Genomic DNA, 25,520 nt, shown 5'->3' with positions numbered 1-25,520 from the left:
GCCCAATCTCATTTTTTAATCCCCCAATGTAAAGTGACTCCTTGACCCCCACTATTCATAAACGAGATTCATTCTTAGTAAATATCGATTACAATAAATCACTTTTACGATTATTAGTATAATAATGATTTGGCGAGCCAGCAAGCATTACAAAGTGATTTCAGGGATTATTCGCTAAATTTCGAAAATAGTTTGACCGTCAAACTTATCAAATCAGTTTACTGGAATAATTTTATGTAAAGAATCTGAATAATCTGGTGTGCGTATCCGTCTGGTTAAAAGAACGGATAGCGCATAAATGCCATTGAGAAAGGAATGTGATATTAATTTAGCGATGGCTAAAATGTCTGTGGGCGTAAAGCGACCCTGGGAATTGAATCACCCGTTATAAATATATTGATAATTGGCATTGCCGACTAAGGAAAGCTTACTAACCGTGGTGTTAGGGTGAAGTGCTACTTTAGTTAGTATTCTAGGGAAGGAAATTGTTGTCCAAAACAGACCATGTTACACCTAAGTTGCAATCAGGACTTGCAGGTCGAAAGTTTTATGATCGTGATTGAATAAATTGTTTTAGTTATTCAGCAAGTCTTTGATGAGATGCGCCGACTGATTGGTCGGTAGCAGTTCTCCCGAAATGGGAAGTCATTTTGGGAGATTTAATAAAAAGTGTTAATTAAAGGTCGCCATCGAGTAACTACTAATAGCTGCTTGAGGGCGCCTTTTCGGGTTATTTGAAAAAGGGGCGTTCAGAATGCGTTTAAAGCAATTACAACGAACTAATTTAACTAAAACGCATTATTTATTATATAAATCAGGTAAAAAGTGGTGTACCGCTTTGGTCACTTTGGTTGGTGGCAGCTTATTAGGGGCTGCGTTATTCATGCAGCCTGTAACGGCAACTGCTGCGACCACTGCAACGACTAATACGGGTACCACAACAACATTAGTTACTAGTGCAGCAGCAACGAGTACGGCAGCTTCAAGTGCTTCGGTGACCAGTGCTGCAAGCACTAAGACAGTCAACTCAAGTGCAGCAGCGACCGACACGGCACCAGTTAGTGTCGCTTCCAACCAGACATCCGTTGCGGCCCGTGCTGGAACCATTTCAGCGGCGACGAGCGCGGGTGCTAACAGCAGTGTTATGAGCGGCCAAACTAGTGCGACGCCAGTTTCAGCAACCAGCATGGCAACTAGTGCGACAACCAGCAACACGTCAACGGTTACGAGTGCAACAACTAGCGCCGTAACGAGCTCCGCTTCAGCAGCAACGAGTGCGACTAATCCTGTTACGAGTACCGCAACGAGTACGGCCAGTGCGACAACAACTGCCGCAACAGTGCCAGACAGTACGGTCGTGACCTTTGGTGATCCGGGCATCGAAGCCGCCTTTCAAACAGACTTGGGTGTCACTGGTGAGGTAACTGTTGGTGATATTCGAAACTTTAAAGGCAGTGTCTTCTACGTCGGGATTGATTATAGTCCAATCATAGTTACGGGGACTTTAGCCGGGATGCAAGATTTGCAGTACTTGCCAAGTACCACAACGGTTACTTTAGTGACGCAATAAATCAATCCAGGGATTGATTTAACGCCACTGATTCCAGATCACTTCAATGAATTAGCCGTTTCGATGATCGAAATGTCCGAAGCTAACCTAGAACCGTTGACACAAATTGATCCAAGTACCATTAGTTTCGTTAATTTGGCCAGTGTGTTCCGCGGTGGGGGTTATCAACATAATCCAAATGGGTTGACGAATGCTCAACTCGCGCAATTGGCGCCATGGTTGACGGCGATTGACAACAATGATTTGACTAGTAAACGGATGGACTTTAGTGACGGGTCATTGACTGACCTCAGTTCTCTAAGGGACTTTAAGAAACCAGTTTATATTATTGTTGGTGGTCAATCGATCGATGTTTCGCAACCAGTACCCATGGTTATTGGTCAACCAGCTGACTTTACGGCGACACCGTTGACTGGGATTGAAGGTGAAAACCTGACTTCTAGGTATGCAACGACTTGGAGTGGGTCGGAAGTTACGGCTACGCAATTAATGAAACAAACGCCGTTAGTCTCTTTAGGCAATGGTGAGTTTGAGATTCCAACGGTCTATAACAATGGTAATTGGTTCTCTTATGGGTTACATGGTGTGCCTTATACGGCTGCCAATTCAACTGGTTACATTGGCATCACTTATCCTGACGGGGTTCAGTTTGTTTACGATGTGATGGTTTACCAAGCTGTCAATTGGGAGATTGCGCCAAGTGTCACGTTGAACTTTGTTGATCAAGCCGATCAACCGATTGCTACTGCGATGACTAAGACGAGTCCTAAGATTGGTGACAGTTATGACTTTTCTAATTTGGCACGAGTCGCTGGCTACACTTTCTTACCAAAGGCAAGCAGCACCACTACTGGTCATTACATGCAAGCACCACAAACCTTAAGCTTCGTCTTTGAAAAGGCGGTACCTGCGGGTGGCATTACGGTAAATTACGTTGATCCAGATGGCAAGATTATTGCACCAGCAACCATGATTAAAGGTAATGTTGGTGATCCTTATACCACCACACCGGCAACCGTGGCGCATTACACTTATCGGCAAGTTTTGCCAACAAGCACACCAGCAACGGGGACTTTAGCATTAGCGGCTGGTACGGTTACTTATGAATATGTGCCGGACGCCGTTAACCGGATCATTAATTACGTTGATACGACGACTGGCAAGACTTTGACGAGTACCACACTAACTGGCGCGTATCAAAGTGCCGCTCAGAATCCAACTTTAGCAGCTATTCAAGGCTATGAAGCCGCTGGTTATCGCTTAGTTAGCAACGATTTTCCAGCGACGGGTTCAGTCTTTGATTCGGCAACGTTGACTAAAACTTATACCGTGGCTTTAGCTCATCGGATTGATCAATTAAAAGTTGGCGACACGTTACCAACTGGCATGAGTTTAAGTCATCCAGTCACTCGAACGATTACTTATCACTACGCTGACGGTCAAACGGCGGCGCCAAGCGTGACACAACAAGTGATGTTTACGAGAACGGCGACGATTGATCGCGTGACGGCTGCGACAACCTATTCGAATTGGACAGCGATGGGTGCGGCAAGTTTACCAGCAGTGCCATCACCAATGATTACGGGTTATCAACCTGACTTGGCTCAAATTAACACCATGCCGGTTACCGCAACTAGTGCTGACAGCACTGAAACCGTTGTCTATCGGCCAGCACTTAGCAAAGTCACGGTCAATTATTATTTGGCTGGGACGAAGCAAGCGTTAGCGCCAATGAGTGTGCTCACTGGGATTGTCGGTCAACCTTATCAAATCACTGCACCAGCGATTAAAGGCTATACATTAGCAACCCAGAGTTCAGAAATGATGGGGCATTATGCAACGACTGACGCGACCGTGACGTTCTACTATCTGCCAGTGCATTCAACCACAACGACAACGCCGGTTAAAAAACCAGCTAAACGGCCAACACCGGCTAAAAAAGTTACGCCAGCTAAGCAGGGCACACCGGCCAAGAAGTTAACATCAGTTAAATGGACCAAGCCAGAGACTCGTTCAGTTGCAACCTTCACACCGGTTAAATCAGCTCATTCAGTTGAGCAACCAGTTAAAAAGGTCACACCGACTAAACTAGTTAAGCCAGTCGTTCAACCAGTAAGGTCGATTGCGACGAAATCAGTTAAATCAGGAACAACGGTCATGACACAACCGGCAATGATTAAGCCAACGTCTCAAGCGTCGACATCAGTCAAATTGACTAGTCAGCAACACTTGCGGACGACTAAACAGTTGCCAGTGCCAATGACTAAAGAAAAATTGCCACAAACGAGTGAGCAACAACCTAAGACGATTTGGGGATTGCTAGGGTTGACAATATTCGGGTTACTCGGTGGTTTGCGTAAGCATAAAATTTTATAAAAGTTATTTTAAGTCATCATTAAACAAGAGGAGTGTTTAAGATGCGGTTCAAGCAATTACAACGAACAAGAATGGTTCGAAATCATTATCGTCTTTATAAATCTGGTAAGAAGTGGTGTACAGCATTAATTGCCGTGATTGGGACTAGTGCTTTAGGGGCAGCTCTAATGGTCAAGCCAGTCACGGCTAAAGCGGCTGAGACAACACCTACGACAACGGTCGTGACGTCAACCACTACCGCGACGACGGCTAAGACACCAACGTCAGCGGGGAGTACCGCAGCAACTAGTGCGCCGGTATCAACGACGGCTAGCGCGGCGACCAGTACGACCGCGAGTGTGGGCTCAACGGCAATGAGTTCTGCACCAGCTTCAAAGACAACCAGTGCTAGTTCAACGACGTCGGCGGCAACCAGTTCAGTTACTGCAGCGTCTACGGCTAGCACCGCGACAACAACGAGTGCCGCTTCAACGGCCACGAGCACTACATCTGCTGCGACCAGTACGATGGTCACGACGGCCACAACTGGGTCAGCCGCTACTTCGGTTGGCAGTACGGCAACCAGTGCCAGCTCAATAACTAGTGGGACGACTTCAACCGCCACTTCAGCGGCTACGAGTACCACTAGCACGGCTAGCTCACAAGCAACGACGGTTCCTGATGCAACTGTTGTGACATTTGGCGACGCAAATATGGAAACTGCGGTTCAGCAAGCGTTAGGGGTCACTGGTCCGATTACGGTCGGTGAGATTCGTAACTTTAATGGCACGTCGCTGGGACTGGGGACTGATGGTTATGTCAACGTGACTGATAGCTTTGCAGGCATGCAATATCTACAGTACTTGCCAAAGACGACTTTGATTAATATGAATGTCAATATTCAAGATCCAACGATTGATTTTACACCACTGATTCCACTACGCTTTAGTAATATCACGATTGGTCTTGTTGATATGAGTGCGGCTAATCTGAAACCATTAACTGAAATTGATCCTAGTCAAATTAATGAAGTTCAACTAGATGGTCAAACCACGACCTATGTTTATCAGCAAAACTCTAAAGGGATGACCAATGCGCAATTGGCAATGTTAGGACCATGGTTGACGAGCATTGATAATAATGATGTCACACGGAATGGTTTTCCAAAGATATTTAACTTTAGTGATGATTCATTGACAGACTTTTCACCATTGAAAGGTTTCACCAAAGCGGCTCAAGTGAGTGCGGTTGGTGAAAATCAAACCTTATCACAAGCAGTCAATATCGTCATTGGTCAACCGGCTGTCTTCACGCCAACGCCAATCATTGGACTTGAAGGTGAAGATTTATCGTCCCATTATGAGGAAACTTGGAACGGGACGGACACGACTAAGTACGCCGCGACTGAAACGCCGTTGACCTATTTAGGCCATGATGAGTTTGAAATTCCAACACCTTATCAAGCTGTTGCGAATGCCAACTGGTTTACTTATGGTTTTGTCGGCACGGCCAATTCAACTGGTAATGTGAAGGATGACATTAATCTTTATTATCCTGGCAGTGTTCAATTTACCTATGACAGCATGATTTACCAGGCTGCTAATTGGCAAACTGCGCCAACTGTTGATGTCGGTCTAATCGATCATGATACTGGCAAGTTGATCAAGCCATTGATTAGCACGACGAGTCCTAAGATTGGGGACAAGTACAATTTTGAAAGTTATACCACGTTACCTGGTTATCAATTTTTACCAAACGAGAGTAGTGCCTCGACTGGGACTTATTTACAAAATCCACAAGAAGTTGACCTGCAATTTGTTAAGAATCCCGTGGTCGCCGGTGGAATGACCGTCGAATATCTTGATCCAGACAATGAGCCAATTGTGGCGCCTGAACAAATTCACGGGAATGTTGGTGATCCTTATACAACCACGCCAGCAACGATCGGGAATTACGTCTTCAAGCAAATGGGGTCAAATAGTGCCGCAATGAGTGGGACGTTGCCTCTTCTCAAGGGCACGATCGTTTATGATTATGCGCCAGTCACGGTCACTCGAGTCATTAATTATGTGGACGCGGTGACAAATAAGAGTATTGGTCAGACCACGATAACGGTACCTTATCAAGGGACGTTACCAGATCCAACCAAGAGTGCGATTGCCGGTTATGAAGCTAAGGGCTATCAATTAGCTCATAATGGTTATCCAGAAAATAATGCCGCCTTTACTTCAGCTGCGCCAATTCTCGCTTATCGGGTGATGTTTAGCCATACTTTGGTAACCTTGAAGCCTGGTGAAACATTACCAGCTGGTGTTGACTTGACCCATGCGGTTAAGCAAACGGTTCAATTTAAGTACGCGGATGGTAAAATGGCTGCGCCAACCGTGACACGGACGATTGAATTTACACGTGAAGCGGTTCGTGATGCGGTCACTGGGACGGTTCAATACACGACTTGGAAGCCAGTTGGGACAACGACCTTTGAAGCCTTGACGGCGCCAGTTATTGCGGATTATCGTGCGGATATGACTCAAGTGCCAGCAACCACGGTTACCGAAACGAGTCCCGACTTGATGCAGACCATCACTTATCAGCAGACGAGTGGGCGTGTCAACGTTAAATATTATTTGGCAAAGACGGATCAAACCGTTAAGCCAGGGACGGAAATGACTGGGAAGTTCGCGGCACCTTATGATGTGGCGGCACCTAAGATTGCCGGTTACCGGTTAGTTGCCAATGAACCTGAAACGATTCGGGGTCACTATACTGATTCTGCGACGACCGTAGCGTTCTATTATGAACCTGAACAACGCCAGTCAACCACTACTGGATCAACAACTAAGCCAACACAGTCGTCGCCAATGACGACCAAGACGACTAAACGTCCAGCCGCTAAAATGACGCACGTCACGGCTAAGACCAACCGTCCAACCGCTAAATTGAGTCATTTGACCACTAAGACGAGTCGGCCAACCGCTAAATTAACGCCAGTTTCAGTGAAGTCCGCGGCGATGCCAGCACAACGGTTAACTAGCCAGTCAACTGCAATGACTAAGCCAGTGGCAATGGCAGCACGTATTCAACCAAGTCGTACGACGATTCGGTTGACCGCACCAGTTGCCAAGCAACACGTCTCAAGTCGACAGTCTTTACAACCCTTAACGACTGCGCGGACGTTACCACAAACTAGTGAGCAACGGCCAACGGATATTTGGGGTCTCTTAGCCTTGACGATGGTTGGCTTGTTCGGTGGCATGCGATTGCGTCGTCGGCGCGAACAACGGTAAAGGATCAAGTTAGCAGGTAAAGTTTAAAACACAAAAATAGTCGCTGAACACCTAGCTGCTCAGCGGCTATTTTTAGTTTTACTCCTAGTGACCACGCCTAATTCCTTGGCACCGAATTATCGAACCGTTAACGTTGTGTGTTAAACGGTACAAAGGCTAACCCCCATTAGCTTTTATAATTATTATTATAAACAAATCTGTTAAATTGTCAATATTTGTTCGAACATATCTTTAGTAGTAATGTGAATCAATATGGTCTATTTATTATAAAGCGGTGACGAATGGGTCAACCACAAGCCGGAGACACAAAAAGCCCAGCCATTTTTAGATGGCTGGGTAAAATTCAGTTGGTAAGGTTTAGTTACGAATCAGTTGGGTAAAGACGAGTTCATTTGGAATATAGTGCGATTCAGTATATTCAAATTGGCGTCCAGAGTCATTAAAAGCAATGCTGATCATATTACCGACACAGTTATTTTCACCTAAAGCAAGGTTATCGGTATCCACTGGTTTAACTGAATCAACGCGTAACATTCGTTTAACGACTGCAATTTTAATCTTGAGTTGTTTTTGAATGTAATCGTAAATCGAGGTTTTAGCGATAGTCGGCGTGATGCCGGGAATCAATTGGGCATTAAAGTAGTTGATATCAATCACTGCGCGAGTGCCATTAATGGAACGGACTCTCTGGATGGCGTACACCGGTATGCCGACCTCAAAGGCACTTTGTTGGCTGAGCGCCTGATCCACAATGAGCTGTTTGAAGCTGACCAGATCGGTTTTGTAATCAAATGAGCGATCAGGATCGCTGGCATGAATGCCAGTCAATTCACCCAAATTTAAATTAAATTGTTGGGTTTGTGGATTGTGTTCCAATAAGACGACGCCACGTCCCTTAACACTATAAACTAAGCCATCTTGTGCTAATTTCTTGATGGCCTTACGGACTGCATAACGACTGCTAGCGAATTCCGTAATCAAATCGTCTTCGATGGGAAGACGCATTTTAATGCTGTATTTTCCTTTTAAAATTCGTTCTCTTAAAGTTTGATAAATCGTTTCAAAACTACTATTAGTCATAGTTGTCACCTTCATACGCTTAATTATTAGCCCCATTATAACAAAATATAGCTAACTTGTGATAAATATCCGAACAAATTAAATTATTTATTCGAACAAAATTGACAGAAGGGGGTTCTCCTCTTTATAATGTAAGCGTAAACAGTAATGGGGCAGGTCAGTTCGGGGTATGAACAAACTTCAATAATGGGGGATAACAAACATGCAAGTTGAACAACAAACATTAGTGACGAAGGAACATCCTTTTAAAGTCACGGCCTATTGGTTGGATCAGATTTCAGATTTTGGTGAAACGGTGAATTATCCAGTAATCATTATTTGTCCTGGTGGGGGCTTTACTTACCATTCAGGGCGTGAAGAAGCACCCATCGCCATGCGATTTTTGGCGGAAGGGATGCATGCGATCGTTTTGAACTATCAGCTTGAAACGCCGACGAGCAAAGTTTATCCATGGGCCTTTCAACAGTTGGGGAAAACCATTGACTGGGTCACAAAGCAAGCTCCTAGTCGCCATATTGATCCTGACCGCATTATTCTCGCTGGCTTTTCGGCGGGTGGTCACGTGGTTGCCACTTATAATGGGATTGCGACCAATCCTGAATTGAGTGCGAAGTATCAACTCGATCAGTTTGCCGGTCAACATGCGGCGACGATTCTGGGTTATCCAGTGATCGATTTAACGGCTGGCTTTCCGACGAGTGTCGCCGAACGTGATAAAGTTACGATCGACCCAACCTTGTTTGCGGCGCAGAAGTTATTAAGTCCGCAAAGCAAGCCCGCCTTTGTTTGGCAAACGGTGACGGACGAATTAGTCCCACCGATAAATTCAATGATATACGTGCAACGGTTAATGCAATTAGGCATTGAAACCGAGTATCATTTATTTGGCTCTGGCATTCACGGGCTAGCTTTAGCTAACCACGTGACAAAAAAGCCACATAAAACTAAGTATCTGAACGATCAAGCGGCGCACTGGGCGCCATTAGCGATTCGTTGGTTACAGTTACAAGGTTATTTGCACGATGAAAACTAAGTCTAACCCCCAAAGCCCAAGTTGCGTACTTGGGCTTTTTTTGCTGGGATTGCTAAACTTGCCACTTCGGTTGGTCTGGCTTGATGCTGGAACGTGGTGGCCACGTTTGTGAGCCAAAGGGCGGTCTCACAAGCCGGGCTTTCTCTAAGCTGGAAATTCGCCAGCAAAGAGAAATTTCACCACTGAGCATCATCCAGCCCGCCCTTCGTTAAATCGTGTTATTCAGTCGAATTGAAACCCGGTCGTGGGTGTCAAATTTTTTCGGTAGGGGGAATTAATGGTCATTGGCACAGCATGGTGATTTCTAAGTATAGAGAGAATTCAAAGAAGCTTTGTCCTTTCTCAAAACTGAGGGGATGACTATGTTGAGTCGATTTAGCCGAGAGGTCGGGTCATTTCGGGCTCAGCCGTGGCGTTTGACTTAGCGCGGAGAATTTTGCCGCGGTTAGTCAAAAATCGACGTTTGAGACCGCTTTGTGGCTCAAAAGCGATTCATGACGTTTCCACCCTAAACGAACCGACCGGTAAGGCGGCAAGTACATACCCATGCCGACACGATGAAAAGGTCCGTCTGACATTCAGTTAAGTTCTGCGGTATAATTTTAAAGTATCATTTAATCGGCTCAACTAATTAGCATGAAGTGATTTAACTGAACATGACAGCAATTAAGATGAAAAAGGGGCGGTAACCATGGCAACAAATCAGCATTTAGTGATTATTTCGTTAGATGCGCTCGGTTTTCGTGATTTGCGAGAACATCAAGCAGCGTTACCCGTATTAAATAATTTAATGAACGGTGGCGCCTGGGTCAAATCGGTGACAGGCATCTATCCCACTTTGACCTATCCTTCGCATACGACCATCATCACCGGCCAGTATCCGCGAGTTCACGGGATTGTGAACAATACTAAAATCCAACCAGAACGACGGTCACCAGATTGGTATTGGTATCAAAAGGATGTCAAAGTTCCGACATTATACGATTTAGCTCGGCAACAAAAAATGACCACGGCAGCGTTTTTGTGGCCAGTAACGGCTGGCAGCAAGATTACATATAATTTAGCCGAAATCTTTCCTAATCGCATTTGGACGAATCAAGTGTTGGTTTCGTTGAAAGCCAGCTCACCGTTATTTTTATTGAAAATGAATCAAAAATACGGTCATTTGCGGCATGGGATTAAACAACCGCAATTGGATGAGTTTATTACCGCCTGTGCAGTCGACACTTTGGTGCACAAAAAGCCTAATTTGACCATGATTCACTTGGTTGACATGGACAGTATGCGGCATCGGTATGGCGTGCGGTCAAAGGAAGCAATGGCAGCGTTGCATCGGTTGGATCACCATGTAGGTCAGTTGATTGATGCGACCAAACGAGCCGGGACTTTTGCGGAGACTAATTTTGTGATCTTAGGCGATCATTATCAAATTAACGTGACGCACATGATTCATTTGAATACTTTATTTGCTCAAAAGGGCTGGTTAACGCCACGCCAAGACCAAACGTTTGAAGATGACTGGACAGTGATGGCTAAAACGGCGGACGGGTCGACCTACATTTATACCCGTAACTTTGATGAACTCGCCAAATTGAAAAAATTGGTGGCTGAAGTTGAAGGTGTTGAAACTGCCATTACTGGGGAACAAGCGGCGAAACGTGGCGCTGATCCGGCCTGTACCTTAATGGTGGAAGCCAAGGAAGGGTATTACTTTACGGATGAGAGTCGGCGACCACTCGTGGTGGAACCTGTTCATCCAGCTACTCTGGGCCAACCTGATCGCTATCACGGGGTACACGGTTATGATCCAACTAAGCCGGATTATCAAACGACTTTGTTAGTCAACGGTCCAGCCGTCAAAGCGGGTGCGCGCATCGAGCGCGCTAACTTAGTGGATGAAGCACCAACTTTTGCGCGGTTACTAGGGTTACATTTTGACGGTCCTATGCCCGGTAAGTGCTTGGATGGGATTTTTAAGGAGGACCGCGAATGAAGTTTAACAAATCGCAATGGAGCTGGATCTTTTACGATTGGGCGAATTCAGGTTATGGTATTATCGTTACGACGGCGGTACTGCCGGTTTACTTTAAAGCCATTGCGCAAGGTAATGGGGTTTCGGCGGCGAACGCGACGGCTTATTGGGGTTACGCCAATAGTATTGGGACCTTATTAGTCTCGATCTTGGCGCCAGTACTGGGGGCCTTAGCTGATTATCCCAAAGCTAAAAAGCGGTTGCTCAATATTTTCTCGATGGTGGGCATGTTGATGACGTTAGGACTGAGTGTGGCGCCAACGAGTGCTTGGAAACTATTATTGGGCATCTATATTCTATCGATTATCGGGTATTCCGGTGGCAATTTATTTTATGATAGTTTTCTAACGGATGTTGCGCCTAACCAAGAAATGGATCGCATTTCTTCGTATGGCTATGGTTTCGGCTATCTTGGCGGTGTTTTGGCCTTTATCCTGTTCCTCGTGTTACAACTGACGAGCGGGTTTGGTCAACTAACCAGTTATGGTGTTGCCCGTTGGAGCTTCGTCTTAGCGGCTATTTGGTGGATTATTTTCTATATTCCGTTGTTGAAAAATGTGCACCAAGTTTATGCCTTGAAACCTAGCGCTCATCCGATAAGTTCAAGTTTTAAGCGAGTTTGGTCCACGCTAAAGCACATAAAAAAATATCGTGCTGCCGCTTGGTTTTTAGTCGCTTACTTCTTTTATATTGATGGAGTCGATACGATCTTCACCATGGCGACTTCAATTGGGATGGATATGGGAATTACGACCACAACACTGATGATTGTGCTATTAGTTGTCCAGTTAGTCGCGTTTCCGTTTTCGATTCTATATGGTTGGATCGCCAAGAAAACGTCGACTCGAACGGGGATTCTCATAGGGATTATTATTTACCTCGGTATCTGTCTGTATGCGCTCCGATTGGAATCGGTGACCGATTTTTGGATTCTGGCTGTCTTAGTTGGGACCAGCCAAGGTGGCATTCAAGCCTTGAGCCGTTCTTACTTTGGCCGCTTGATTCCGAAACAATCGGGAAGTGAATTCTTCGGTTTTTATAATATTTTAGGAAAATTCTCCGCGGTTATGGGGCCGGTATTAGTCGGAATTGTGACACAAATAACTGGTAAATCAACGATTGGCGCTGCTTCGTTAAGCCTATTGTTCCTCGTTGGTTTGATTATTTTCCTATCATTGCCGCATTTGACTAAAACTAAAGAGTAATTTTTTCGTCATTTTGGCCAATGTGCTGAAATGGCTTTTTTGTTGCTTGCATTTCAAAGAGAAAACGGATACAATAATGATTGATAAAAACGTTTTTATTTTAGTGGTGATAATTTGAAAAAAGCAACAATTAAAGACGTCGCGCAGTTAGCGAACGTCTCAATATCAACGGTTTCAAACGCGCTGAATGGCGTGAATGTCGTCAAACCAGGCACTAGAGATAAAATTTTAGCGGCGGCAGCGCAATTGAATTATTCGCCCAATTTGATGGGGAAACAATTGCGCTCTGGTCAGACGAACCAAATTGGGGTTTTCACGGATAGTGTTGCTGGGCCATATTTTTATACTTTAGTTGAAGCAATTTCGCATGCGGTTGCGGCTAAAGATTATGGGATGACGGTCACTTTGGCGAATAATCATGAGGCCTTAATGAACGCGTTGCTGGGAAATACTTGTGATGGTGCGATTATTTTTGACCACCGCATTCAAGCGACAGATTTGGATCAATTGATGACGCAAGGCGTGCCAACGATTATGTTGGATCGACCGATTGCTGGGCCACAACTCAGCAGTATTATCTTTGATTCATTCAAAGAAAGTTATCAAGCGACCCGATATCTGATCAAACTAGGTCACCGACGGCTGGCTTTTTTGGCTGGGTATGATAATAATCGCGATAGTCATGAGCGACTAGCTGGGTTCAAACAAGCGTTGACGGATGCTGGGTTGGCAGCTGATTCAGCCGTGATTTTACGCGGCTTGTTCGAAGAAGGCGCCTCGTTCAATGCCGTCAAACGATATTTGCATGAAACCGATGGCGCGTACGTTTCGGCCTTCTTAGCCGGAAATGATCTCAGTGCGATTGGGGCCATCAAAGCGCTCAACGCGGAAGGTTATGAAGTGCCGCATGATTTTAGTGTGGTCGGTTTTGATGACATTGAAATTGCCAGCTATTTTCAGCCAACTTTAACGACTGTTCGTAATCCGATTGTGCGTCAGGGTCGTTTGGCGGTCGATGAGCTGGTCGCGATGTTAGCCGGTGAACAGGCTGGCCGTGAACAAGTTTTAACTGGACAGTTTATGGTGCGAGAGTCGGCGGGGATGCCTTAACGTCTCTCGTTGTTTTGAGCAAAAATAAAAACGTTTTTATTTACTGGAATTATGCTAAATTTTAGGAGGCTACACACATGCAAAAGTGGATGAATGACAAACTCTTACCAGCAGTGATGAAGTTTGCCAACACCAAAGTTATTTCTTCAATGAAAAACGGTTTGATTTATACGATGCCGTTGACTATTGTTGGTTCAATTTTCTTGCTATTATCTAATTTCCCTGTGCCAGCAGTGTCGGAATACTTTATGAAAACAGGTTGGACGCCATGGTTCGCTCAGGTTACCGGTGCAACATTTGATTTAATGGCAATCATTGCTGTTTTTGCAATTGCCTATCAGTGGGTACATGAAGATGGTTTCCAAGGATTACCAGCCGGAATATTAGCGTTAGCGGCATACGTCATCACGTTAAATCCCACTAAAGATGTGATGAACGCTTCCGGTAATAAGTTACTAGGTGTTGCTACTGGCGTGATCGACAAAACATGGACAGGTGGTCAAGGAATGATTGCTGCGATTATCCTTGGTGTCCTAGTTGGTTGGACCTATTCTTGGTTCTTAAAGCGTGATATTCGTATCAAACTACCCGAACAAGTTCCTGCTAATGTTTCTGGAGCTTTTACCGCTTTAATTCCTGCCAGTGTTATTTTAACTGGCGCGTTCTTTATTTATATTATTTTTGATAGCGCTTTCCATATGACGATGGTTCAAGCAATTTATAAAGTTGTTCAGATTCCACTACAAGGAATGACAGACAGTGCTGCCGGTTTATTCATCTACATCTTCTTAATTTCATTCTTGTGGTCATTTGGGATTCATGGGCCAGTTTTGATTGGCGGAATTATGGGACCAATTTTAACGACGACAACTCTTGAAAATGTAAAACTATTCCAAGAAGGTGGACAAGCCGCGTTACAAGCTCATGGTCATTTGTTTGTGCAACCACTAATTGACCAATTTGTAACAGTTACTGGTTCTGGGATGACGATCGGACTGGTACTTTACATGTTAATTTTTGCCAAGTCAAAAATGTTCAAGGATTTGGGTAAATTAGCATTTGGGCCAATTCTTTTTAACATCAATGAACCGTTGATGTTTGGGGTACCAATCGTTTTAAACCCCGTTTTAATTCCACCATTTATTATTGCACCACTAGCTACGGGTATGCTAACATACGCTGCGATGGCAACGGGAATCTTACCAGTTCTTTCAGGGGTGTCCGTGCCGTGGACGACGCCAGCAATTATTTCAGGGTTGATTGTCGGTGGTGCACAAGGTTGGAAGTTTATGCTGTGGCAAATATTGATGATGTTGCTATCATGTGCCATCTGGTTCCCATTTGCTCGGGTTCAAGATCGTCAAAATTTGAAAATTGAACAGGGTCAATCAGTGGATGATGTCGATGACGCTATTGATGCTGCTGAGACAACCGCAACGACTAAAGTATCGACTCATTAAAAGCTAGTTTCAATAGCTATTGGAGGAATTTATGAATGACAAAAGTAATCAGTTTTGATGTTGGTGGCACCACGATTAAGTATGCGTATGTTGATGAACAAGGACAAGTGACAGCGAAAAATGCCTTTCAAACGGTCGACAATGCGGATCAACTCATTAGCAAAATGGTCGCGGTGATTAAAGACTATGCCGCTAAACAGCCCGTTGCGGGGGTCGGATTTTCCGCGCCTGGAATTGTGCGCCATGACGGATTTATGGTGACTGGCGGCGCGATTCAAGCCTTCAACGGCTATCCGTTGGCACGGGCAATTTCAGATCAAACGGGATTGCCAGTAACAGTTGAAAATGATGCCAATGCAGCGGCCATTGCCGAACAGTGGCAAGGTAATGCCGTTGGTTGTCAAAATTATTTGACGGTGGTATTAGGAACGGGGGTCGGCGGTGGCATTGTGATCAACGGCGATATTTATCGTGGGAGTCACGGGATGGCCGGTGAATTTGGTTGGAACGTGATTCATAATATCGATCCGATCGATGAACTTGAAAGTTTTTCGTTGAATCAACACGCCGCAGTTGTAAGCGGTTTAGTTAATCGGTACAATCAAAGCAAACGGCAGGTCATGGCCGATTTTACACCTGTGACGGATGCTAGAGCTATTTTTACGGCAGCGAAAAATAGCGATACGATTGCGGTTGCGGAAGTCGATGCTTTTGTTCAGGATGTTGCCATCATGTTGCTGAATTTATTTGCTAACTTTGATCCAGAACTGATCTTGGTGGGTGGCGGCATTAGCGCTAACGAGACGTTTATTCAGTTATTGCAGGCTAAACTCGCTGAAATGGTTGCGCGCCATGAAAGTTTGAATCGCATTAAGGATATTGCTTTAGGACGTGTCAAACCGGCCAAATTACGGAATGATGCTGGCCTGATTGGGGCGGCGTATCAACTCAGAAAACGATTAGAAAGTGAGGCAGGGCATGAGTAAGTTACCGAAAGGCTTTTTATGGGGTGGTGCCGTGGCGGCGCATCAACTGGAAGGTGGCAGTGACGCTGACGGCAAGGGGGTCTCTATTGCGGATGTGATGACTGCTGGTGCCAATGGCGTTGACCGACAGATCACGGATGGGGTCTTGCCAGGCGAAAATTATCCGAATCATGAGGCGATTGATTTCTATCATCGCTATCATGAAGACGTCGCATTATTTGCTGAAATGGGTTTGAAATGTTTTCGAACGTCAATTGCTTGGAGTCGGATTTTTCCGAACGGGGATGAAACGACTCCGAATGAGGCAGGTTTGAAATTCTACGATGATCTCTTTGCCGATTTATTGGCTCATGGTATTGAACCCGTGGTCACGTTGTCGCACTTTGAAATGCCTTATCATCTCGTCAAAGCTTATGGTGGCTGGCGAGATCGGCGGGTCATAGGTTTCTTCACGCATTTTGCGACGACCGTTTTTGAACGTTATCAGCATCAAGTGAAGTATTGGATGACGTTCAATGAAATCAATAATCAGAACGGTCTGAACAAGTGGGCGCTGTTCACCAATTCCGGGGTCTTGTTGCACGATGATGAAGATCCTGAACAGGTGCTCTATCAAGTCGGACATTATGAACTGGTTGCCAGTGCGCAGGCAGTTCAGATTGGGCATGCCATTAATCCGGCGATGCAGATTGGCTGTATGATAGCGGTTTGGCCGACTTATCCGGCTTCATCAGATCCAAAAGATGTGCTCAAAGCGGAGCGGTTTGCGCAGGCAAACTATTGGTTCTCGGATGTGCATGTTTGGGGGCATTACCCGAACTGGTTGACGCGATATCAGGCGAAACGTGGTTTTAAGCTGGACATAACGCCGGCTGACTTGGAGATACTGGCAGCGGGGACGGTGGATTACATTGGCCTATCGTATTATGCTTCTGGCGTGATTAAGGCCGCGGAAAATGAACCAGCAAACTTTATGACTCGTGCGACTGATCTTAACGTCGAAAATCCGAATCTGCAGGCAACGGAATGGGGTTGGCCCATCGATCCAGTGGGACTCCGTTATAGCTTGAATTGGCTGACGGATCGTTATCATTTGCCATTATTTATCGTTGAAAATGGGATGGGCGCTCCCGACAAAGTTGAACCAGACGGCCATATTCATGATCCGTATCGTGTCGATTACCTCAAACGCCATATTGAACAACTTGAACTGGCCGTGGACGAAGATGGCGTGGATCTGATGGGCTATACACCATGGGGCGTGATTGATCTAGTCTCTGCGGGAACTGGTCAAATGGAAAAGCGCTACGGTTTTATTTATGTCGATAAGGACGATCAAGGTAACGGGACTTTGGCTCGTTCAAAGAAGGATTCTTTCTATTGGTATCAAAAAGTGATCGAAACAAATGGTGAACAACTGTCATAGAAACAGCGCTGCTTCGAACACAGCGTCTGAAAAAAGCTAGCATCACTCGTCTTCATGACCGAGTTTGAGGCTAGCTTTTTTCATTGATTAGTTGTCCGTCTCCGCGGACCAGCTCGTTTGCTGTGAGGCAGACCTGCAGCCAAAGACCGGTCTGCAGGGCGCTTTCAAGCCGAAACCCACGTCTTAAAAGTCGGCCAGACACTAACCTGGGTAAATCACCCAGCTAAGTGTCTCGACACGGCAAATGAGCTGGTCCACTCCGACGTTAAATAGTAGTTGTGATCAAAGTGATATTAATAGACTAGGTATCCTGATATTAAGGATCACTGATTAGTGCAGGGCGGGCTGGATGATGCTCAGTGGTGTTCTCTATACTACTGAACGTTATATGATATTCAAAAATAGGAGAAAATAAATGAATAATATACAGGTGAAAAAAGCAACTAACGACATTGAAGTGAGATATGTTGTAACGCGTAATGCTATTCCAATTCCATCAGTTGCATTGTGGCTGGACTGGGAAAGCATGCGCAGTCCACTAACTGGAAAAGCCTATGCCTACTGCATTTGCTCTTTTTTTAGGTTTCTAGATAAGTACCAGTTAGACTTTCGAAAAGACGTTACTAGATCAACGATTGAAGAATACTTGAAACAACTTATCTTTGCTTCAACTCCAGTGACACAGATCAAATCACAGATACCCTACAAAGGATTACAAAAACATCTTACGGCCATCAAAAATTTGTATAAATGGCTAGAATCAGAGCATGAAATAATACAATCACCTACAAAATCTCTACACTCGTCCACAAGATATGCTCAAAACTATAACAAAACAAAAATGCTTTATGGACAAATACATGATTATAAGATTGATAATACGTTTTTGAACCGAGTATATTACCATGAACCCAGAAAATATATTAAATGGTATACGAATGAAGAGATAACTATAATAAGTCAGCATTTTACCAATATTCGTGATAAAGCGATGTTTCTTGTCAGCATTGAAACAGGAATGCGAATTGGAGAACTATGTGGGTTAAAGCTTGATAATTTCGACCGTTATGAAAAATCATTAACCGTTGAACGTGACAATAACGTCGAGAATTTAGCGTACGCCAAAACAAGTAATCGAACCAATTATATTAGCTCCGATTTGACACACTTATTGAGTGAGTATCTTATAGAAGTCCGTAATAAGATTCCGAAGAATACGGGCTATTTGTTTGTTAATTATCATGGTGCATATCGGGGAAATCCGGTTAGTCCCACTAATTTCTTAAGCATACTAAAGCGTGCTGCCAGACGCGGTGGTATTGACCCAAAATTATTTCGTACTCACAGTGGTCGCAGCACCCGGGCGCAGAAACTGATCGAATTGATGCGGAACGACCCAGATTCAGGTGTCACGATGGCTTTTATTCTTGAAGACATGGGCTGGTCGTCAGAACGCAGCACGAAGCCCTATATTAAACGGTACTCGCTACAGCAAAAACAACAGATTTTATCGGGTCTTCAAAAGCGTTATGACCTGTCATTGGAGGAATGGTATGAATAATTTAACCAAGATAAGGCTATATAACTGCACTGCTACTGATACTGGGTTATTCAAATATCATCTTACAATCAATACGACCTCACTGGCCCTGATAACCAAAATTGCTGATTTTGAGGTATTGAAAGAATTGATACTGGACTGTATGGAGACCTTAGATGGTCAAAAAATGCAAAATGTCGTTATTAACCATGAAGTTGATTTAGAAACACTCCTGATACTTTCTTATAACGGATTACTCACACATAGCTTTGTTGCAGGATTAATAGAATTGAAAAATGAAAACGCTATTAACGCTGAGTTTATCCGAGTATTTCGTATCATGGGGTTTAAGTCAGTTATTAAAGCGCCAAATATGGAGGGAGCTATAACTATGATTGAACAGTCTTATAAAGTTTTGATTCCCTCCAGTAGTAATGGGCAACGTCTCTATTATCGTAAAGAGTTACAGTCTGATATTTGTCAGTATGCTAAACCAGAGTTTTCAGCTGTACTGGTTAGACTGTTCCAAGAAGCAATTGCAACACAGCCAATGACATTGGGAAGATTTACCAAGTTACTACTTGGTTTTGAAACAACTTGCGGTGGCCAATATTTATGCGCAGATTTAAGAGAAATATATGAACATGTTCATCAACAATGCCTTGATCAAGCCGTAAAGAAGAGATTTATTTACTCACAAAGTGGTGAATGCTTAAAAATATATACTAAAAATGGGCTGCGTTTAAAAGTGCAAACAATCAATTTCAATGATGCTCCCAAAATCTATCAAGCCGATTTAAAAAAATACATTCAGCAAGCAATTGATAATCGAGATACACCGTTAAAAATATATCGCCGCTTTAAAAATGCTTCCAATACCCTAGCATACCTACATGAAAAAGAGTTTTTAAAGCTGAGAAGCGTTGATATTAGAGTGTTGATTCAGGATCTGAAACGCTTAAAAAACAAGGATAATCAACCACTATATAAGCGAAAAACTATTCAAGGTATGTTTTCCGAGATGAGATTATTCTTTGATTATGTTGCTGAAATACATTATCACAAAGCACTGCCAAATCCATTCCGAATGATCAAATTTTTGAACGCCAAAAGTGAAACGACTTCTCATGAAGCAATTCCAGAGGAAGTCGTAAACCGGCTACTAATAGCGCTACAAACGTTTGATCTTCAAGCCTTTGTGATCTTCTTAACGTTAATTGCAACCGGTGTACGGGCTTCAGAGGCCATCAGACTAAATACTGATGATTTTTGGTATAATTCTAAGCTTAAAAAATATGTATTACGGTTTCAGTTAAGAAAAACGGCCAAACAACGTGCAAAAAATAATGAGGACTCAAATCATGACATTCCAATTAGTGATGTACTTGCTGGCTTCATTAATCAAGAAATTCAGACTAAGGAGCTTTTACGAGTAAAGGCTAACACTAAAAGTATTTTCATCAGGCAGTCTCGTGCTCGAATAATTGCACAAAGTACTGGTGATTTTCAAGCGCAAGTAAATAAATGCATTGTAGTAAACAATATTACATATCACAACAAATTGTGGTATTTCACAACTCATCAGTGCCGAAAAACACTTGCTACAGAGCTACTTAGCAATGGAACGTCATTAGAACAAGTGAGCCATATTTTAGGCCATAGTGAAGTTAAAACAACCAGACAATACTATCACGATATTCGTGATAGACGTTTAGCGCAGCTAGATCAAGAAGTTTTTAAAATGTTTCAGCCTGACTCAAGGGCCGAGCATATTACTGGTGGCTACCTTGCTTCGCGAGAACTTAATTTTATGAAAGAATCGTTGTTAGTTGGTGCAAACCCTCAAAAAATTAATCGACTTTCAAAAGATGGCCAAGGATTTTGCGCACGACCAGAGGAATTAGGTCCCTGTGCTGTCGAAAGTTGTGTGAATTGCCCACTATTACTAACTGGTAGCCAGAAATTAGATACTTGGAAAAAGTTGGCCCAACAGCAAACAGTCTTAGTAAATGATTTAGATCCTGCTGCACAGGGTTATGATCAACAAGTTACTTTGTTACACTCCTACCATAAAATCACCGAAAAAATAGAAGCCTATGTAAAAGGATAGATGCAAAATGACTAATCAAGCACAAAAATATCAACCACGTACGTTTTCAGACAAAAGGCTCAAGCAGAATTTAAAAAGAACTATCTCAAGTTTCGGGGAGTTCTCATTCTCAGATGATTCCTGGTATTATTCTGAACTTCATGGTGGCTCAGCAATGAAAGGTACCTGTACGATTACTTTTCATAAAGTACCATTGATTTATCGAGATACTGTTAAGTATTACGCGTTACTTAATCCTGGAAATCCAGGAACAACGCAAAAGAAAGTCTTAAAAATAGCCGACTTTTTGATCATGCTTAGTGAGAAATTTGAAAAAATTTCGATTCAGTGTGTAAGTTATCGGCACGTCAATGCATACGAACAATATTTAATGTTATCAGATGACAGTTGGAATACTAAGAGCTTCTCATACAGTGCTATTCAAGATTTCTTTATTAAAATAGCTGATTTAGTTGAATCTCCGTTTGAATTACCAGTAAAACAAATTAATCCATTCAGACAAACTCGTCGATTTGCGGAAGAGAAATATATTCCTAAATCTGCTACTAAAAAGCTAGATACCTTTTTCCAGAGTAATTCAGTGGTAATGCCAGTAGCATTTCGATTACTATATTGGATGCTTCGCTCGTTTCCTAATAGAGTTAATGAAGTACTTTCTATGAAAGTTGATTGCATCTCACAGTTAGAAGACTTATATTTTCTTGAAATTCCGATGTATAAACAAAAAGGACCAACTGCTCGCCCAGAAATAAAACGAATCCCTGTGACCAATGTGGATCACGGAAAATATATCATTGATTTAGTTCGACAAGTTAAGCTGCAACAAAAAGAATTAATAAAAATTGGCCATGTCTGTAGTGCAACACTAAATGAGAACTTATTGTTTATTACAGAGTCCGGTCACTTTGGCATCAAAGGTGGAAAGATAACTTTTATTGCTCACAATACCAAACATCATATTTTAAACATGTCACTGGTATACGTAAACAATCGATTGCGTGAACTCTGTAAGCTACTTGATTTACGCGACACTCAGTCGCACCCCTTACAGCTGACATCCCATTACTTCCGCCATAATGCTATCACAGACCGGCTTTATGTTCCTAATTACACGCAAGAACAAATCATGAAGTTAACTGGCCACAAAAATGAAAGAATGATTCAGAACTATACTCATGAACGCAAGGATATTCATAAGCAACTTGCTCAAAATGCAGACAAAGTACCATTAACACTGGCCAGAATTATTGAATTTAATGCTGCTACAACAAGCTATTTGAGTACTAATGAAAATTGTTATGGTTTATCGGAAGTTAACTCAGAAAAAGGGTTAGGTATTTGTGAAGATATCGATAATTGTAAGCGCGATGGAACTCCATTCCGCTTTTGCTGCTATTTCTGTCCGTGGTTCAGACCTAATAAAGCATACTTACCAGCCTATGAAAAAGAGTTAACGTACTGGCAAGTCAAACTATCAACTGTTGAATCCAGCGATTACAGTGGAAAACTAACAATTGATCAAGTTACACAAATTCGTGATAAATTAACTGTGATTATTAAAGTTGCTCGTCAACGAGGTGAACTATGACTGAAAGATATGCTTATCAGAATACAACTCGCAATAAAAATATGAAATTAGTCAAAGATACGTTAGCCGCTGTCCGAGGTATTCATGGTCAAGACTATATCTTTACGGCAGCAGCATTGAGCAAACTGACCGGTATTACAAGACAGACATTATCGTTACCAGTTTATCGTACTCTTTGGGATAGTAATTATACCGTTACTGATTCCAGAGGTGATATCAAAATAGATACTCTTGATCAGTTTGCAACTATAAATCAATTGCAATCTACAATTGATCAACTTGAATCTAAGTTATCGCAATCAGAAGTGTTAAAACAGCGTTACTTCAATGAAAATAAAACACTCAAAAAGCAATGCAGCGAGTTGTTATTCATGAACTTATCTATTTTAAGAAGAATGCGATTATATGGGATTAGTGCAGACGATCTAGTTGATGAGCTATTGAAATCTCACAATCATAATTGCGCTGAAAAATAGACTTGAAGTAAAAACGGAACAGGCAGATACTCACATTTGAGCGTGCCTGTTCCGTTTTTTGCATCTTACTTTAAGCTATAGTAATTACTTGGTTAATTGAGCAATAGCTTCTCCCAGTTTAACCGGGTTCATATATTCGCGGTATTCACTAATTAAACCATCACTATTTGTACGGACATAGAAAACATAGTTTTGATCATATGGCGTATCGTTAACTAGGGTAGCATCTGCATGAGCAAAACCAATTGCAAAATTATCATCATTTGTTTCGATAATTTCAACATTGCTGTAGTCCATGTTCTTAAACATTTGTGGTAAGCTACCGAAAGTGCTAGCAACAGCTTCCTTACCCTCGATTTTATCAGGTGTCCCAGCTGGAGCAAATGGAACAAATTGAGTAACATTATTAGCGAACCTGTTTTGGACGCTTTCGATATCCATCTTTGAAATTGAGTTTAAGAATTTTTCTAAGGTTTTAGTTGCTTGTGACATTGTAATTCCTCCTTGAATTTGACTGATTGTTTGAACGTTTTTTATTGTAAATGGTAGCTATTTGTTGAACAAGTACTAAAAAAAAGTTTAGTGGGTTAGAAATGGAGACTATTATGGAAAATTGTGATACTAAATTTGCTTTGGAAATCATCCAAGGAAAATGGTGCCTGCGTATTATTTGGGAACTCATAAAAGATGAGTCAATTAGATTTAATGAGCTGCAGCGACGTGTAACTGGTATCTCACCAATTGCGCTTTCAAATGAGCTGAAACGCCTGCAAAAACTAGGTATAATTGTGCGACAACAGTATGATTCAGTACCACCACAAGTTGAATACCGGTTAACAACTATTGGGCGTCATTTAGATCAAGCATTATTTGCTCTGGGTGATTGGGGGCACGAAGTTCGTGAGGAACATTCATGAACTTGAAAGCAATGAATGTCTATTTTAGTCCATTAATGACTTCTTGAACGGCCTCTGCAAGTGATGCTACTGGATGGCCCAATACATCTGGTAGATCATTTGAGTTAACGTTTAATTCGTTCTCACGCATCATAATTTGCATGGATAACAATACATTGGCAAATTGCTGGTCCATACCAGCGTCAATCAAACCCTGATAGTATTCATCATCTGATACTGATTTAAAGCTGAATGAATTATTAGTAGCCTTGCGTAAAGCATCCTGTAAATCTTGATACGTGGCTGGTTGGCCACCAAATTCATAGACTCTTTTTGGATTTTTAGTGACTAAAACGTCAGCTGCAGCTTCTGCATATTCACGTTCAAGTGCATAGCTAATCTTTCCATTTCCAGCAGCATAGACAGCGTTCTGACCAGCTAGTGCTGCTTTGAAGTACGCAGACTCATTCTCCAAATACCAAGCATTGCGCAGGAACGAGTAAGACAAACCGCTTTCTTTTATCATTTTTTCAGTTGCGACATGATCTGCCGATAGTGGTGAGGTCGCTGTGTCCGCTTTAGCGAAGCTTGTATAAGCCACATATTGAACGCCCGCGTTTTCGGCGGCTTTGATAACATTGGCATGCTGACTTTGTCGTGGAGTATCGCCATTCGGCACTGAAGAAATAAAGAGTAAGCGATCAATACTCGTTAATGCTTTTTCCATGGCCGATTGGTCTGTATAATCGGCCTGGCGTACTTCAATGTTGGTTGGTAAAAGTTGCTTAGCTTTTTCACTATTTCGTACGATAGCAACGATTTCTGTATCAGGTACTAATTTTTGTAGCTGTCGAATAACACCTTGACCTAAGTGACCAGTAGCTGCTGAAATAGCATATTTCATATTTTTATCCTCCTAATATTATTAATTATTTTGTTGATAATTGTGAAATGGCTTCGTTCAATTTAACAGGATTCATATATTCACGATATTCTTCAATTAGGCCAGCATCATTAGTCTTTACATAGAAAACGTAATTTTGATCGTAAGGCATATCATTAACCAGAGTTGCGTCGGCGTGGGCAAAGCCAATAGCAAAGTTATCCTCATTTGTTTCGACAATCTCAATATTGCTGTAGTCCATGTTCTTAAACATCATAGGTAGGCTACCAAAGGTTTGAGATACTTTCTCTTTACCAGAAATCTTGTCTGGAGTGCCTGCAGGTGCAAACGGTACGAATTGTGTCACGTTATCTGCAAACATGGCTTGAACCTTTTCGATGTCCATTGAATTGATTGAATCTAGGAATGTTTTTAATGTTTTAGTAGCTGTAGTCATAATTAATTTCTCCTTTGAATGTTTAA

Annotated in this window: 19 protein-coding genes; 15 read left to right on the top strand and 4 right to left on the bottom strand. The window is 42.8% G+C overall.

From position 1 onward, the window contains the following. The first annotated feature begins 754 nt into the window (after positions 1-754). The 3 genes from RA086_RS11545 (at position 755) to RA086_RS11535 (ending at position 7,212) form a co-directional block, all read left to right on the top strand. Positions 755-1,570, top strand: a complete 816-nt coding sequence (locus tag RA086_RS11545; protein ID WP_308703934.1) for a KxYKxGKxW signal peptide domain-containing protein — start codon at positions 755-757, stop codon at positions 1,568-1,570. A gap of 72 nt (positions 1,571-1,642) precedes the next feature. Next, entirely contained in the window at positions 1,643-3,946 is a 2,304-nt protein-coding gene (locus RA086_RS11540; RefSeq protein ID WP_308703933.1) for a MucBP domain-containing protein, read from the top strand. A gap of 41 nt (positions 3,947-3,987) precedes the next feature. Continuing rightward, positions 3,988-7,212 (top strand): mucin-binding protein, encoded by a 3,225-nt coding sequence (locus tag RA086_RS11535; RefSeq protein WP_308703932.1) that lies wholly within the window; start codon positions 3,988-3,990, stop codon positions 7,210-7,212. Positions 7,213-7,569: 357 nt separating this feature from the next. Here the strand turns inward: RA086_RS11535 and RA086_RS11530 are convergent, their stop codons facing one another. Beyond that, positions 7,570-8,292, bottom strand: coding sequence for a GntR family transcriptional regulator (locus tag RA086_RS11530; protein WP_308703931.1), 723 nt, complete (start codon positions 8,290-8,292; stop codon positions 7,570-7,572). A gap of 202 nt (positions 8,293-8,494) precedes the next feature. Between RA086_RS11530 and RA086_RS11525 the strand changes: the two genes are divergently transcribed. From RA086_RS11525 to RA086_RS11475, 11 genes are all read left to right on the top strand, one after another. Continuing rightward, positions 8,495-9,325: an alpha/beta hydrolase gene (locus tag RA086_RS11525; protein ID WP_308703930.1), complete on the top strand. Its 831-nt coding sequence runs from the start codon at positions 8,495-8,497 to the stop codon at positions 9,323-9,325. A 691-nt stretch (positions 9,326-10,016) separates the two neighbouring features. Then, complete coding sequence (locus tag RA086_RS11520) at positions 10,017-11,318, top strand: alkaline phosphatase family protein (RefSeq protein ID WP_308703929.1); 1,302 nt, start codon at positions 10,017-10,019, stop codon at positions 11,316-11,318. Then, positions 11,315-12,562: an MFS transporter gene (locus RA086_RS11515; protein WP_308703928.1), complete on the top strand. Its 1,248-nt coding sequence runs from the start codon at positions 11,315-11,317 to the stop codon at positions 12,560-12,562. Before RA086_RS11520 ends, RA086_RS11515 begins: the two co-directional genes overlap by 4 nt. A 114-nt stretch (positions 12,563-12,676) precedes the next feature. After that, positions 12,677-13,672 (top strand): LacI family DNA-binding transcriptional regulator, encoded by a 996-nt coding sequence (locus tag RA086_RS11510; protein WP_308703927.1) that lies wholly within the window; start codon positions 12,677-12,679, stop codon positions 13,670-13,672. Positions 13,673-13,749: 77 nt separating this feature from the next. Further along, entirely contained in the window at positions 13,750-15,132 is a 1,383-nt protein-coding gene (locus RA086_RS11505; protein WP_308703926.1) for a PTS sugar transporter subunit IIC, read from the top strand. Positions 15,133-15,167: 35 nt separating this feature from the next. Beyond that, entirely contained in the window at positions 15,168-16,118 is a 951-nt protein-coding gene (locus RA086_RS11500; protein WP_308703925.1) for an ROK family protein, read from the top strand. Next, on the top strand, positions 16,111-17,544 hold the full coding sequence (locus RA086_RS11495; protein ID WP_308703924.1) for a 6-phospho-beta-glucosidase: 1,434 nt from the start codon (positions 16,111-16,113) through the stop codon (positions 17,542-17,544). The genes RA086_RS11500 and RA086_RS11495 overlap by 8 nt, the downstream gene beginning before the upstream one ends. A gap of 415 nt (positions 17,545-17,959) precedes the next feature. After that, positions 17,960-19,105: a tyrosine-type recombinase/integrase gene (locus RA086_RS11490; protein WP_308703923.1), complete on the top strand. Its 1,146-nt coding sequence runs from the start codon at positions 17,960-17,962 to the stop codon at positions 19,103-19,105. Then, complete coding sequence (locus RA086_RS11485) at positions 19,098-21,194, top strand: tyrosine-type recombinase/integrase (protein WP_308703922.1); 2,097 nt, start codon at positions 19,098-19,100, stop codon at positions 21,192-21,194. Before RA086_RS11490 ends, RA086_RS11485 begins: the two co-directional genes overlap by 8 nt. A 7-nt stretch (positions 21,195-21,201) precedes the next feature. Continuing rightward, positions 21,202-22,782, top strand: coding sequence for a tyrosine-type recombinase/integrase (locus RA086_RS11480; RefSeq protein ID WP_308703921.1), 1,581 nt, complete (start codon positions 21,202-21,204; stop codon positions 22,780-22,782). Next, the gene (locus RA086_RS11475; protein WP_308703920.1) at positions 22,779-23,258 is read left to right on the top strand and encodes a hypothetical protein; all 480 of its coding nucleotides are present in this window, start codon (positions 22,779-22,781) and stop codon (positions 23,256-23,258) included. Before RA086_RS11480 ends, RA086_RS11475 begins: the two co-directional genes overlap by 4 nt. Before the next feature lie 84 nt (positions 23,259-23,342). Here RA086_RS11475 and RA086_RS11470 read toward each other — a convergent pair whose 3' ends face one another. Continuing rightward, positions 23,343-23,750, bottom strand: coding sequence for a nuclear transport factor 2 family protein (locus tag RA086_RS11470; RefSeq protein WP_308703919.1), 408 nt, complete (start codon positions 23,748-23,750; stop codon positions 23,343-23,345). A gap of 101 nt (positions 23,751-23,851) precedes the next feature. Here RA086_RS11470 and RA086_RS11465 point away from each other — a divergent pair, with 101 nt between their 5' ends. After that, positions 23,852-24,175 (top strand): winged helix-turn-helix transcriptional regulator, encoded by a 324-nt coding sequence (locus RA086_RS11465; RefSeq protein ID WP_308703918.1) that lies wholly within the window; start codon positions 23,852-23,854, stop codon positions 24,173-24,175. A gap of 19 nt (positions 24,176-24,194) precedes the next feature. Here the strand turns inward: RA086_RS11465 and RA086_RS11460 are convergent, their stop codons facing one another. Together RA086_RS11460 and RA086_RS11455 are read right to left on the bottom strand one after the other, a co-directional pair. Further along, entirely contained in the window at positions 24,195-25,058 is an 864-nt protein-coding gene (locus RA086_RS11460) for an SDR family oxidoreductase (RefSeq protein ID WP_308703917.1), read from the bottom strand. 25 nt (positions 25,059-25,083) lie between these two features. Then, positions 25,084-25,494, bottom strand: coding sequence for a nuclear transport factor 2 family protein (locus RA086_RS11455; protein WP_308703916.1), 411 nt, complete (start codon positions 25,492-25,494; stop codon positions 25,084-25,086). Positions 25,495-25,520 lie beyond the last annotated feature (26 nt).

The organism is Lactiplantibacillus brownii, assembly GCF_031085375.1.
In the GTDB taxonomy this organism is placed as follows: domain Bacteria; phylum Bacillota; class Bacilli; order Lactobacillales; family Lactobacillaceae; genus Lactiplantibacillus; species Lactiplantibacillus brownii.
Note: the sequence above shows the minus strand (reverse complement) of the source record. Positions and strands in the feature narration are given on the sequence as shown.